The organism is Lysinibacillus composti, from assembly GCF_016908465.1.
GTDB classification, from domain to species: domain Bacteria; phylum Bacillota; class Bacilli; order Bacillales_A; family Planococcaceae; genus Ureibacillus; species Ureibacillus composti_A.
The window spans coordinates 18,754-31,845 of the sequence record NZ_JAFBDY010000008.1 but is presented as its reverse complement, the minus strand read 5'-3'; the positions used below and the strand labels follow the sequence as shown (position 1 = coordinate 31,845).

Here is a 13,092-nt window from a genome sequence, read left to right as displayed (position 1 = left end):
CAATACAAAAGGGTGTCCGTTTGTATTTTTTATCTTTCACTATTATGAGAGGTAGTTCCATCTTTTTCAAATAATAGTATGAGGGCTGGTAGAAGCATGCCTCTAACTAGGAATGTGTCAATTAATATTCCTATGGAAACAATGAACCCGAATACGAATAAATCAGCAATTGGCATTGTTGTTAGTGCAGCAAAAGTTGCAGCGAGTATGACCCCGGCTGAAGAAATGACACCACCTGTATTTCTAATGGCAATTTCTAGTGCATCTTTTACCTTATGAGATTTTCTTTCTTCAATAAATCGAGAAGCTAGAATAATGTTATAGTCGATTCCAAGTGCCACTAGGAATATAAAGGCGTAAATAGGGACGCGGGTACTTAAGGCGTCGTAACCAAACAATTGATCAACTAAGAAAATTCCTAAACCTAAAGCAGAAACAAATGAAAGTAAGATAGTCGCCATCATATAGATTGGCATCTTAATAGAACGTGTAAGTGCAAATAATAAGACTAAGATGAGTATTACTTCAAGTATGACAATGGTGATAATATCTTTATTATTTACAATCTGTTCATCCACAAGTTTTGGTGTCACACCACTATAGTGAGCCTCTCCATCTATTGAAAGGTCATCTAATAATTTAGGTGAGCTTTCTCGTAAATCCTCAATAAAAGCAATTGCTTCTGTTGAATATGGATTGATGGATAATGCGATGCTAAGTTTTAAAGCTTTTGCATCATCTGAAATTGCTGACATTCGAACAGAAGCAATTTCATCAAATTCACTCCATTTTTCAATAATCGCTGCGGTAACTTCTTCAGAAAGAGATTTGTCACTCTCAATAAGTAGTGTTGAAGGGGCAAGCTCTCCTTTGTCATACCTTGCTTCAACAATTTCATATCCAACCCTAGAAGGTAAATCTTCAGGGAATTTTTTAACCGTATCAAACTCATAATCTAGGTTAAATACATTAATAGCAGTCACGACAAGGAAAATTGCCACAAGTCCACCTGAAAGACCAGGTTTGGTTACTACGAATTTGGCAATTGGTCCCCAGATGCCATGTTTGATACCTTCTTGTTGACCATAAGTTGGAACTTTCGGCCAGAATGCTTTGCGACCGAATAATGTAAATAATGCAGGGACCAATGTAATCGATGCGAACATAATAACGAACATCGCTAGTCCAAAGATTGGTGCGAAATTTTGATAATCACGGAAATTAGCAAAGAATAAGATGAGCATCGCCGCTAAAACAGTTCCGCCGGCAAAAAAAACAGGCTCTCCCGTTGCGCGCATAGCAGAACGCATCGCTTCATGTTTGCTTTCGAATTTGTTTAGCTCCTCACGATAACGAGAAAATACAAATAACGAATAATCAATTACAGCAGCGAAAAGCAAAATACTCATGATGGAAGTTGTGGAATTGTTGATTTCTAAACCACTAGCACCAAGTAACGCAACACTTTGATTGACAACTTGGTAAACAATTACCGTTGCCAATAATGGGATAAACGCAAGTAATGGCGATCGATAAATAATGATCAGTAATACTAAAATAATAGCGATTGTCACAAGAAGTAGAACAAAGTCAGCTTGTTCGAATAATTTCAGAGTATCTCCTGCAATTCCAGCAGGTCCTGTAATGTAAAACTTTGTACTATCTAATGTTACTGCGATCTCATTACCAATCTCAGAAACATGATCGTTTATTTCAGCGTACTGACTATTTCCAAGCCCTATTTCTAATACCATTGGCACAATCAACGTAGATCCATCTTCAGAGATAAAACTATTTATCGCATGAGGTGGCAGTGCATTGAGATCCACGATATTGTCAATTCCTTCGATATCTTCTGCCAAAATGCCACTCAAAATTTGTTTGACTTCTTCGACATTCACGTCTGTCGTATCACTATGGAAAACAAGGATTCCCGGTGTTCCTTGCTCGTTTGGAAAATACTCTTCTACCTTTTTCTCAGCTATGATTGATTGTGCTTCGTCGGGAAGTGATTGGAAGTTGCTTACTTTATAATCACTTAGTTTTGGTCCAGCACTTAATCCAACCATTAGCACCAGCCAGGCGATGATTGTAATCCACATACCTCTCTTTGTAGAAACCCAATCTGTTATTGGATATAATAATTTTTTCACAAATAAACCTCCTTTGTACTTACGAAGGCAATTTTACTGGATGAACATAAACTGAATATCAACTTTTGTTTACATTTATAGAACTTATGAAGTGAAATTTATAACATAATAGTAATGACCATGCTGAAATTTACTTTAGAAAAATAAATTTATAGAATTGGGATTTGTCCCAAAAGCCTATTTAATCTACAATAGAATAAGATTTTCCAACTTACAAACCGCCTAAAAAAGAAACGGGGCATACAAATGATTACATTAGAAAATATCAAAAATCACGGAGAATATATAATCGTAGAATCTGTCCAGCCTCTGAGAACCTTTAGTTCGGCGATGTACAATGCTGGGTATGGCAATTTTACATATTTCATGAATCGAACAGTAGATAAAAACTATTATCCGGATGATGCGAACGAAGAAATACGAGAATATATTAAAAATAAGGGCTACCCACTGGATCAAACCGTTGCTATGATGACGGCTGTTGATATGGAGTTTGCTCAAACTGCAACCTATAAGGATGGAGATACAACCATCACCATTCTTGTTACAGCAGGATTAGGTAATGCGGTGGATGTAACGCGCTCACATGAATATGCGTACCGAGTAGCTCCTGGAACTATCAATATGTTCATCTTTATCAATGGAAATTGTTCCGATGAAGCGCTAATACAAGCACTTTGCTGTGCAGTTGAGGTGAAAACAAAAGTGCTACACGATAAAGGAATACTTGACCTGCAATCCAACTCTTTAGCAACGGGGACTTCAACTGATAGCGTACTGATTGCAGCAACCCAGCAAGGAGAGTTTCATCAATACGGTGGCTCCATCACTCGACTCGGATCATTAATCGGAAAAGGTTTATATGAAACATTACATAAAGCGGTGGATGAATACATCGCGTTTATTGAAGGGGTAAAGTAAGATGCAGATTTTAGCGGTTATTTTAGGGCAGTTACTTGACCTAATCATCGGTGATCCACCAAAGTGGCCACATCCGATTCGGTGGATTGGTTCGTTCATCTCCTGGTTGACGAAAAAGTTAAACAAGGGCGATCATCGTTTTTATAAAGGACTGTTTTTGGCTATCATTGTAATTTCGACTGTCACACTCACGACTTTGGCAATCGTTTACGCAGCCTATCAAGTTCACATGGTTGTAGGATTCATTGTCGAAACCATTCTCATCGCAATTGGCTTGGCCCAGAAAAGTTTAAAAGAGGCAGCAATGGTTGTTTATGATGCCCTGAAAATGGGGGATATGCAGGAAGCACGCACTAAGCTATCGTGGATTGTTGGGCGAGATACGGCGGAGTTAGAGGAACCAGAAATTGTGCGTGGTGTTGTGGAAACTGTGTCTGAAAATACGAGTGATGGAATTACAGCGCCTTTATTCTATGCAATTCTTTTTGGTGCACCAGGATTATGGGCATATAAAGCGATTAATACCCTTGATTCCATGGTGGGCTATAAAAATGAAAAGTATCGGCAGTTTGGTACTGTGAGCGCAAGACTTGATGACGTGGCGAATTTCATACCAAGTCGCATTACAGGATTACTAATTCTCTTGTTTACAAAGAATAAAACGAACCGTACTCTTTTAAAACGAATGAAACTTTGGCTAAATGATGCGAAGAAGCATCCAAGTCCGAATAGCGGATATCTCGAAGCAGCAACAGCCTATCAACTAGGCATTCGTTTAGGGGGTTATAATACATATCACGGTGTTACGTCGTTTCGAGCTTATATGGGTGAACCCGATGAAGAATTGAGAAGCGTTCATATTAAAGAGACGATTCAACAAATGACCATTGTCTCGCTCATTTTTACAATAGTAGTAGGAGGTGTTAACCTTGCAATTTCCTTCCCATGGCGCTAATTATGAAGCGCTCTACCAGAACTTTGGAATCAACATGCCTGAACAAGTTTTCGACCTAAGTGAAAATGTGAATTTTTTAGGAGCTCCAAATGCAGTGAAAGAAGCTTGGCCAAATTTACTTCCAAAAATTCAAGCATACCCACATCCACAGGCAGAACCACTGCGGTCGCTTCTTGCACAATCGCATCAAGTAAAGCCTACTCAAATTTTAGTAGGGAATGGTGCTGCAGAACTTTTAACCTTTTTTGCACAAAGGTTTGCGGGGAAACGAGTAATTTTAATTCATCCCACATTTTCTGAATATAAAATGACTTTAGAAGCGGCTGGGGCAGATATTGAAGAGATCACCATAACAGATATTAAAAAATACACACTACCGATTCAACAGATAAAAGATGCGATGAATTCTGCGGCATGTTTATATTTGTGCAATCCTAATAATCCAACAGGGTCATTAATAAAGCGAGATGTGTTAGAAGATTTCATCACGTATGGTGAAGAAGTTGGGTGTGAGATCCTCGTCGACGAAGCATTTATGGATTGGACTGACGAAGAGCATTCGGTAATTTCTCTCATTAACCAATATTCAAATGTAACAGTAATGCGTTCCATGACGAAAATGTACGGCATTGCAGGTGTACGACTTGGATACTTAATTTCACGCGTTCAACGAGTCCAAGAACTTGCAAAAAAGTTACCCCATTGGAACGTAAATGCACTTGCACTAGCTATAGGTGAAATTTGTCTAATGGATCAAACATTCCGTGAAGAAAGCATTATAAAAAGTCGTGAATTAAAAGAAGAAATAGAGGACTTTCTAATAAATCGTGGTTGCGAGGTAACCAAAAGCGCGGCTAACTTTTTATGTTTCCAACTAAAAGAGCCAAGTAAAACACGGGATTTCTATTTTTATTGTTTAAAGCGCGGCATTGTTCTTCGTCATACGGAAAATTATTTAGGCATGAATGGACAGTGGCTACGGATTGGAATGAAGGGAAGTCGTGCTGTGGAAACGTTTATGAAAGTAATGGATGAATGGCATGAACAAAATTGAAATCTTTTTAATTAGGCACGGAGAAACTGAATGGAATGCAGAAGGAAGGCTTCAAGGCTGGCTAGATTCGAATCTCACGCCAACAGGTCGACTACACGCTGAAAAACTTCGTGACTTCCTAGCGCAAGAAACCTTCCATGCGGTGTATTCAAGCCCTTCTCAGAGAGCGCTCCAAACTGCCAACATTTTAACCAATCAAAAAATGAACATTATTCAAGATAAACGGTTACAGGAAATCCGTCTTGGCAATTGGCAAGGACGTTTAATCGAAGAAATTTTACAAAATGATTCAAAGCGTTATTTACACTATACAGAAAGTCCAGAACTGTATGATCCAGACCCTGAAAGTGAGAGATTTGAACAGGTGTCCAAGAGGATGGGGGAGTTCCTACATAATTGTGTGCAGAAACACGACGGCGAGCGAATAGTAGTCGTAACGCACGGTGTGGCCATTCGCGCTCTACTCGTTGCCATTCGTCAATTACCTATTCAAGAAATTTGGAACACCGGAGAAATAATTGGTACAAGTTTGACGAAATTAATAGTAGAAAACGGTGTCGTTATGCCTGTGTTTATAGGAAAAACGCCGCATCTAGAAAATTCTCATTAATAACCACCAAAGTATAGAAATATACTAGATTAAAAAAGATGGGTGGTTTTGCATTGGCGCATTTTGCACGAAGTCCAAATACTAGACTCATATTGCAGCATTTGGCTTGTATGTGGGTGTTGACGGTAATTGGGGTATTTCTTGGAATATTGTTGCCACCTTGGATTGTGTTGCCCTTATCTATCATTTGTTTCACCTTATTAATTGTTACGTACTTTGTTCGTACGATTAAGTTGGCGAATGCTATTTTGTATTCAATACCATTCCTCATGGGGATTATGCTGTTTTGGGTAACGCAATTTTTCATTCATTTTTTAGGTGTCGTGCTTGTATTATCTGTGTTTATCTCAACAGTTATTATATTCATTTTATTAGCGGTATTAGGCCTGACGTTAAAAGCTGATATTTCAAATTGGGGCACTTATTTATTTGTCACTTTAATTGTTGTGGTTGTGTTTTCATTCATTGGTATTTTCATCCCAGTGGAAAGTATGTTTTTACTCGTGCTTTCGGCCATTTGCGTCCTACTATTTGCAATTTACACGGTATATGACTTTAATCTTATACGACATAATCATGTAAGAGAAGATGAAGTGATTCGAATGGCGCTCGGCTTGTTTTTGAATTTTATTAATATGTTTATAAATTTACTAGAAATAGCTGCGTATTTTAAAAACTAGTATGTAGGGGATTCTCTTTAAAGAGAGCCCCCTTTTTTTATCGAAATTAATTAAATCTTGTATCTTTAAAAGAAAAAATATCCCTCATGATGATAAGCCTCTAGTAAGCCCCTTTATTTCAAAATCCCTTGTTGATACAAAAATGCTACTGCATGTGTCCGATTAGACGTATTGGTTTTTTCCATCACACTTTTAATGTATTGCTTTATAGTTGTTTCACTAATTGCTAATAAACTGGAGATTTCCTTAGAGCTATTACCGACAGCCAAACATTTCATCACTTCATATTCACGCTTTGACAGTTTGATAGAATTTTTTTCGTCAAAGCTTTGGTGTTTTACGAAGAGTTCACCTATTGTCTGACTAAAAACTTTAGCATCAAATAGCATTTGCTCTTTGAAAGGTGTTTTGAACTTTGTACCAAGAAAATAGCCAATGACCACCTGGTTAAACAGCACTGGTAAAACGAATAACGAGTTGTTATTTTGTGAAACAATATACTTTCTTGGAAATTTCAAATGATAATTGATCCCTTCAAAATATTTTGGGCATTGTTCATCGATTGCCTCATAAATGGCAGGAATCGTTTTAACATCATCCCGAATGGAAGTGATATTCCTAATCTCTCCGTCAGTTATTGAAAAAATCCCTTCGGCTAAATGATCGATGGGAGAATATCTGAAGAGTAACAATTCTTTTAATGAAAAGGTTGATAGTATAACTTCCATTACCTCAAGTAGTTTTTTATCTATATGGTCTATTGTTTTCATTCTTTCTACATCAATTTTCCAACTGCTTGCTACGGTCAAATATCGACACCTCTCCTCATGAAATATATGAAAATACGTCAAATAATAGAATAAAGTATATAAAACTTAGTTATTTTTTACAAAAAGTGTGTACTGATTTTAAGAAAAGGGGGAATATATTTCTAATGTTAGGAAAATTATAATAGTTTTAGAGAGTATTTTCAAATATTCTGACAGATGAAGCGAAAATATAAATTTATAGGAGGAGAATTATGAATTTTACTGGAGAATTACGTATACCAAATGTTATTCATTACGGTAAAGACAGTCTTTCCAAATTAGGCAAAGAGGCAAGTAAGTTTGGATCAAAAGCATTATTAATAAGTGACAAGCCTATGAATGATTTAGGTTATGTTAACCAAATCATTGAATCTCTTCAAAAAGAAAATATTCAAACAGTTATATACTTAGGAGTAGACTCTGAAACGAAAGATACTCATGTTGAAGAGGCTTTGACTATTTTTAACGAGCAGAGCTGTGATTTAATTGTTGCACTAGGCGGAGGAAGCTGTATTGATGCAGCGAAGGCGGTCGCTTTATTGGCTACAAATGAAACAGAATTAATTGAATATGTAGGTGGGAAGAAAGAAATAGAAAATGACCTCGTTCCAGTCATCGCTATCCCAACAACAGCGGGTACAGGGTCTGAAGTAACGGATGCGCTTGTTGTCACTCATACAACGAAAGATATCAAAATGATGATTAAACAACCTAAAATAACTCCAAAGGTTGCGATTGTTGATCCAATTTTGACGCAATCAGCTCCAAAAATGTTAACGGTTGCAACAGGGATTGATGCACTATGCCATGCATTAGAAGCATATATTTCACGCAAGTCACATCCTTTAACTGATACACTAGCGCTTTCCTCAATTAAATTAATTGTTGAAAATATTCAACGCGTATATGTTGATGGAAAAGATTTAGAAGCGAGATCTCAAATGGCTTTAGCTTCAATGCAAGCTGGGATTGCTTTTTCTAATTCATCTGTATGTCTAGTTCATGGGATGTCTCGTCCGATTGGTGCGCTTTTCCATGTACCACATGGCATTTCAAACGCTATGCTTTTGTCAGCCGTATTAGATTTTAGTCTTGAAAGTTGTACTGAAAAACTTGCTCAAATTGGACGAGCTATTTTAGAAAATGTGGACACTGATTCTGATGAGGTAGTAGCCGAAAAAACGGTTTTGTCTATTAAACATCTATGTATTGAATTAGGTATACCTAATTTGCAATCTTGGGGAATTAATGAAGAACAATTTGAAAATTCTCTAGAAAAAATGGCTACGGATGCACTAGCTAGTGGAAGTCCTGGAAATAACCCACGAGTTCCTACTAAAGAAGAAATAATCGAGCTTTATCGAGTTGCTTTCACTTATGACTATAAAAACCTGAAAGTTCTAAATGCATAATTTTGAACGATAAGGGGGACATCACTAGATTCATTAGTCCCTAGATTTTATTGGTCAGTTCATAGATTCGGAGCAAAGTCCTTAGTAAATATTATGATAGCTGGAAGAGTACTTTTGGATGAACAAAATGTAAACGCACTCATCTATCAAATATTTATTTTTAAACTACATGAGGGGAGATAGAAAAATGAGTGAAAACATTAGACTTGGTTTTATAGGATTAGGAAATATGGGATTCCCGATGTCCGAAAATTTAGTTAAAAGCGAGTATACAGTATATGGTTTTGACATTAATCCAACTGCAATTAGCAAATTTAAAGAACTAGGTGGACAAGTATGTCAAAGCATTAAAGAAGTAGTTCAACAAGTAGACGTGCTATTCCTAAGCTTGCCTTCACCAGCTATTGTTGAAAAAACATTTTATGAAGAAGGGATTATTAAGTATAGTCCTGAAGGTTTAATGATTATTGATACAAGTACAGTAAACCCTGAATTGAACCGTACTATATTTAATGTTTGCCAAGAAAATAACTTAAAGTACTTAGGAGCTCCAGTTAGTGGTGGTGTAATTGGTGCTGTTAATGCAACCCTAACATTTATGGTGGGTGGGCCAAAAGAATATTTTGATGAAGTACTTCCATTATTAGATGTTTTAGGGAAAAACTTGTTCCACGTAGGTGAGAGTCCAGATAGCGGAACGGTTATTAAGTTAATCAATAACTTGATGATTGGCTTCTATACTCAAGCAGTTGGAGAGGCTTTAACTCTTGGTGAAAACATGGGCTTAGATCATGAACGTATGTTTGAGATCTTAAGTGTGAGCTATGGTCAAAGTAGAATTTATGAAAGAAATTATAAAGAGTATATCGCAGAAAATAACTATGAGCCTGGCTTTACAACGAATCTACTATTAAAAGATTTAAAGATTGCTAAGCAAATGGCTGAGGAATGTGAAGTTAAACTTCCTATCGGTGAACAACTAGTAGACTGGTATACGAAGATTGCAAATGAAGGCTACGGAGATAATGATATGTCTGCAGCATACTTAATGACTAAGGATCTAGCAAAAAAAGCAATTGAAATCAAATAAATGACTAGAATAGGAGAATTGACTATGAGCCAAACAACTACTTTAAATAAATTCTATAACATTATTGGGGGTCAATCTGTACCTTCATCTTCAGGAGATACATTCGTTGTCGAAAACCCAGCAAATAAAGAAATGAAACTTGGAGTTTTCCAACAATCTACTGAAGCAGAATTAAATCAAGCAGTTCAAGCTGCAAAAGAAACATTGCCTGCATGGAAAAATATAGCTGCACCTTCACGTGGACAATATGTTTATAGAGCAGCACAATACATTGAGGATCATGCAGAAGAATTTAAAGAACAATTGATTCTTGAGGTTGGAAAATCATATAAAGATGCTGATGCAGAAGTAATTCGTACGATTAGAGCGATGCGCTTTTTAGCAGGTGAAGCTGAACGATTAAAAGGAGAAACAATTCCATCTTGGGACGCAACTGTGCGTGGATTTACGAAACGCGAACCAATTGGTGTTGTTGGTGTCATTACTCCATGGAATGTGCCTCTTGCCATTTCTGCTTGGAAAATCGCGACTGCATTAGTATGTGGATGTACTGTTGTCTATAAGCCTGCAAGTATTACACCAGTAGTGAGCTATAAATTAATGGAAGCTTATGAGTCTGTTAATCTACCAGCAGGAGTTATTAATATTGTAACTGGATCTGGTTCAGTTATCGGTAATGCGATGGCAAAACATAAAGATATCAATGCGATTACTTTCACAGGTTCTAATCCAGTTGGAAACCAAATCAATCAAGTTATAGCTAGTAGAGGAGCTCGCTTCCAGGCTGAAATGGGTGGGAAAAATCCTTTTGTCGTATTAGAAGATGCTGATTTAGAACTAGCAACAACTCATGTAATTGAAGGTGGATTTGGAGAGAGTGGTCAACGTTGTACTGCTACAAGCCGAGTAATCCTGCTTAAAGGAATTGCTGACCAATTTGTTGAGCTACTTGTTGAAAAGGTGAAAAATCTTAAAGTAGGAGATCCACTAAATCAAGAAAATCAGATGGGTCCAGTTGCTGAAGAAAAGGCGATGAATGAAATCCTGAATTATATTGAAATTGGGAAGCAAGAAGGGGCTGAATTACTTACAGGGGGCTACCGCTTAACTGAAGGTGACCTAAGTAAAGGGTATTTTGTTGCTCCAACTATCTTCCGTGGTGTTACGCCGCAAATGAGAATTGCCCAAGAAGAAATCTTTGGCCCAGTGATCAGCATTATGGAAGTAGATACTTATGAAGAAGCTCTTGAGTGGGCTAACGATATTGAATATGGTCTTTCTTCTACAATCTATACGAATGATATGGAGAAAGCTCTACACTTTATCGACAATATCCAAGCTGGATTTACTCATGTGAACATGATGACGATGTACAGTGAGCCTCATTTCCCATTTGGCGGTATTAAGGGGACTGGTCTTGGCGGATTTAGAGAACAGGGTAGTGTAGGAATCGACTTCTTCACTGAATGGAAAACTGCATACCTTAAGTCTCATAGTTAAATCTAGTATTTTTAATCGAAAATGAGTTAACTGCGGTGGAATACGCAGTGATAACTGAATTTACTTAAAAATACACTTAATTAATCCCAGTAAAACTATCAATATTCCATGCGGGCCATTTCTGTCATTCTAAGTGGCTTGCATGGATGAGTGATAGTTATGAAGAAAACGCTTACAAATGTGCTCAAGATAACTGTGGAATTATTATTCAGGTTGATTGAAGCATTCAAAGAATATACCTATAAAAATAAAGAAGGTGCTAAATAATGGATCTAATAATTATACTACTAGCGCTAGGACTTCTTATGTTGATTGCTTATCGAGGATTCTCGGTTATCTTATTCGCTCCACTTTGCGCATTGCTTGCAGTAATTTTAACGGAACCGAATTATGTATTACCGTTTTTCTCTAATATCTTTATGCAAAAAATGGTTGACTTTATTAAAATGTACTTCCCTGTGTTCTTACTCGGGGCAATTTTCGGAAAAGTAGTTGAGATGTCTGGAGTGGCTGAATCAATCTCCAAATCAATCGTGAAAGTGGTTGGTGCAAAAAGAGCTATTTTAGCAATTGTCATGATGACAGCTATCTTAACTTATAGTGGCGTAAGTGTATTCGTTGTTGCCTTTGCCGTTTATCCATTTTCGGTAAAATTATTCCAAGAAGCAAATATTCCAAAAAGATTAATCCCTGGTACTATTGCTTTAGGAGCGCTTACCTTTACGATGGATGCTTTACCAGGAACACCTCAAATACAAAACGTTATCCCTACCTCATATTTTAAAACAGATATTTATGCAGCCCCGTCTCTTGGTATCATTGGTGCGATCTTTGTATTTACTTGTGGGATGCTATATTTAGAATCACGTAGACGGAAAGCACATGCAAACGGTGAGGGATACTTAGGTTTTGCAGATGACGCATCGTTAGCTCAAAAGGAAATGGCTGCAACTGCAGATGTTTCTATTTCCCAAATTGAGGAAAAGAAAACTGATTCTATTCATTGGGCGCGACAGTTGTTGGCATTTTTACCTTTAGTTCTTGTAGGAGTAACAAATAAATTTTTCACTGCCTCTCTTCCAAACTGGTATCCAAATGGTTTTGATTTTGCTAGCATTGGGATGGAGTCTTTCGGTAAAATTGAAATTTCAAGTGTTGTTGGGATCTGGTCTGTAGAATTAGCCCTTGTCATTGGAATTATTGCAAGTATTTGCTTTAATTGGAGTGCGGTTTTTGAGAATTTTAAAGTAGGCATCAACCAAAGTATCGGTGGAGCTTTACTAGCAGCCATGAACACAGGTGCTGAATATGGTTTTGGTGGTGTAATTGCTGCACTTCCTGGTTTTGGAATTGTTCGTGATGGGATTTCGCAGACATTTACAAATCCGCTAGTAAACAGTGCAGTTACAACGAATGTGTTAGCCGGGATTACGGGATCTGCATCTGGAGGTATGGGTATTGCATTAAGTGCCATGGGTGAGCAATACATGGAAGCTGCAATCAAATACAACATTCCACCAGAAGTAATGCACCGTGTAATATCCATGGCCTCAGGTGGTATGGATTCTTTGCCTCATAATGGCGCGGTTATTACAATACTTGCAGTAACAGGAATGACCCATAAACAATCTTATAAGGATATATTTGTACTTACAATTTTTAAAACACTAGCATGTTTCTTCATCATTTTAGTGTACAGTCTTACAGGAATTATATAAGTTTATTAGGAAACTGCAGGCATTGGGATACCCGTGTTCTGCGGTTTTTTTATTTCTCTTTACATAGTGTGGGAGTTTATTGAAAATTTAGAATAGCTGTACTTAACGCAATATTCTTCTTCAAATAATAGAGTTTTTTCTCAGTTTTATCTTGCGTGTAAGTTTTCCTAACATATCATTGACAAGTAAC

The 13,092-nt window shown here is 37.2% G+C and carries 11 protein-coding genes; 9 read left to right on the top strand and 2 right to left on the bottom strand.

All coding sequences use genetic code 11. The annotated features are described in order from the left end of the window. Positions 1–29 precede the first annotated feature (29 nt). Positions 30–2,153 (bottom strand): MMPL family transporter, encoded by a 2,124-nt coding sequence (locus tag JOD29_RS10380; RefSeq protein ID WP_124764653.1) that lies wholly within the window; start codon positions 2,151–2,153, stop codon positions 30–32. Between the two features lie 246 nt (positions 2,154–2,399). Between JOD29_RS10380 and JOD29_RS10375 the strand changes: the two genes are divergently transcribed. The 5 genes from JOD29_RS10375 to JOD29_RS10355 are packed head-to-tail and all read left to right on the top strand — an operon-like array spanning position 2,400 to position 6,373. Next, complete coding sequence (locus tag JOD29_RS10375; RefSeq protein ID WP_124764651.1) at positions 2,400–3,074, top strand: adenosylcobinamide amidohydrolase; 675 nt, start codon at positions 2,400–2,402, stop codon at positions 3,072–3,074. 1 nt (position 3,075) lies between these two features. Further along, positions 3,076–4,029 carry an adenosylcobinamide-phosphate synthase CbiB gene (gene cbiB / locus JOD29_RS10370; protein WP_124764649.1) on the top strand — a complete coding sequence of 318 codons (954 nt, stop codon included), beginning with the start codon at positions 3,076–3,078 and terminating at the stop codon, positions 4,027–4,029. Beyond that, complete coding sequence (locus JOD29_RS10365) at positions 4,004–5,083, top strand: pyridoxal phosphate-dependent aminotransferase (protein ID WP_124764647.1); 1,080 nt, start codon at positions 4,004–4,006, stop codon at positions 5,081–5,083. The genes cbiB and JOD29_RS10365 overlap by 26 nt, the downstream gene beginning before the upstream one ends. Further along, the gene (locus tag JOD29_RS10360) at positions 5,070–5,693 is read left to right on the top strand and encodes a histidine phosphatase family protein (RefSeq protein WP_158610562.1); all 624 of its coding nucleotides are present in this window, start codon (positions 5,070–5,072) and stop codon (positions 5,691–5,693) included. The genes JOD29_RS10365 and JOD29_RS10360 overlap by 14 nt, the downstream gene beginning before the upstream one ends. Before the next feature lie 53 nt (positions 5,694–5,746). Then, complete coding sequence (locus JOD29_RS10355) at positions 5,747–6,373, top strand: Bax inhibitor-1/YccA family protein (protein WP_158610561.1); 627 nt, start codon at positions 5,747–5,749, stop codon at positions 6,371–6,373. Between the two features lie 113 nt (positions 6,374–6,486). On the opposite strand, the gene JOD29_RS10350 is transcribed toward JOD29_RS10355, so the two are convergent. Beyond that, complete coding sequence (locus JOD29_RS10350; RefSeq protein ID WP_239585665.1) at positions 6,487–7,182, bottom strand: response regulator transcription factor; 696 nt, start codon at positions 7,180–7,182, stop codon at positions 6,487–6,489. A gap of 212 nt (positions 7,183–7,394) precedes the next feature. Here JOD29_RS10350 and JOD29_RS10345 point away from each other — a divergent pair, with 212 nt between their 5' ends. The 4 genes from JOD29_RS10345 to JOD29_RS10330 all read left to right on the top strand — a co-directional run bounded on the left by JOD29_RS10345 (position 7,395) and on the right by JOD29_RS10330 (position 12,902). Beyond that, entirely contained in the window at positions 7,395–8,594 is a 1,200-nt protein-coding gene (locus JOD29_RS10345) for an iron-containing alcohol dehydrogenase (protein WP_124764641.1), read from the top strand. A 187-nt stretch (positions 8,595–8,781) separates the two neighbouring features. Beyond that, positions 8,782–9,684, top strand: coding sequence for an NAD(P)-dependent oxidoreductase (locus JOD29_RS10340; RefSeq protein ID WP_124764639.1), 903 nt, complete (start codon positions 8,782–8,784; stop codon positions 9,682–9,684). Between the two features lie 24 nt (positions 9,685–9,708). Continuing rightward, positions 9,709–11,184 (top strand): aldehyde dehydrogenase family protein, encoded by a 1,476-nt coding sequence (locus tag JOD29_RS10335; protein ID WP_158610560.1) that lies wholly within the window; start codon positions 9,709–9,711, stop codon positions 11,182–11,184. A gap of 266 nt (positions 11,185–11,450) precedes the next feature. After that, on the top strand, positions 11,451–12,902 hold the full coding sequence (locus JOD29_RS10330) for a GntP family permease (protein ID WP_124764635.1): 1,452 nt from the start codon (positions 11,451–11,453) through the stop codon (positions 12,900–12,902). The last annotated feature ends 190 nt before the right edge of the window (positions 12,903–13,092 follow it).

Excerpts from the sequence above, each read along its gene's own strand:
- cbiB (WP_124764649.1), top strand. The coding sequence starts at position 3,076 with ATGCAGATTTTAGCGGTTATTTTAGGGCAGTTACTTGACCTAATCATC.
- JOD29_RS10345 (WP_124764641.1), top strand. The coding sequence starts at position 7,395 with ATGAATTTTACTGGAGAATTACGTATACCAAATGTTATTCATTACGGT.
- JOD29_RS10335 (WP_158610560.1), top strand. The coding sequence starts at position 9,709 with ATGAGCCAAACAACTACTTTAAATAAATTCTATAACATTATTGGGGGT.
- JOD29_RS10375 (WP_124764651.1), top strand. The coding sequence starts at position 2,400 with ATGATTACATTAGAAAATATCAAAAATCACGGAGAATATATAATCGTA.
- JOD29_RS10340 (WP_124764639.1), top strand. The coding sequence starts at position 8,782 with ATGAGTGAAAACATTAGACTTGGTTTTATAGGATTAGGAAATATGGGA.
- JOD29_RS10330 (WP_124764635.1), top strand. The coding sequence starts at position 11,451 with ATGGATCTAATAATTATACTACTAGCGCTAGGACTTCTTATGTTGATT.
- JOD29_RS10360 (WP_158610562.1), top strand. The coding sequence starts at position 5,070 with ATGAACAAAATTGAAATCTTTTTAATTAGGCACGGAGAAACTGAATGG.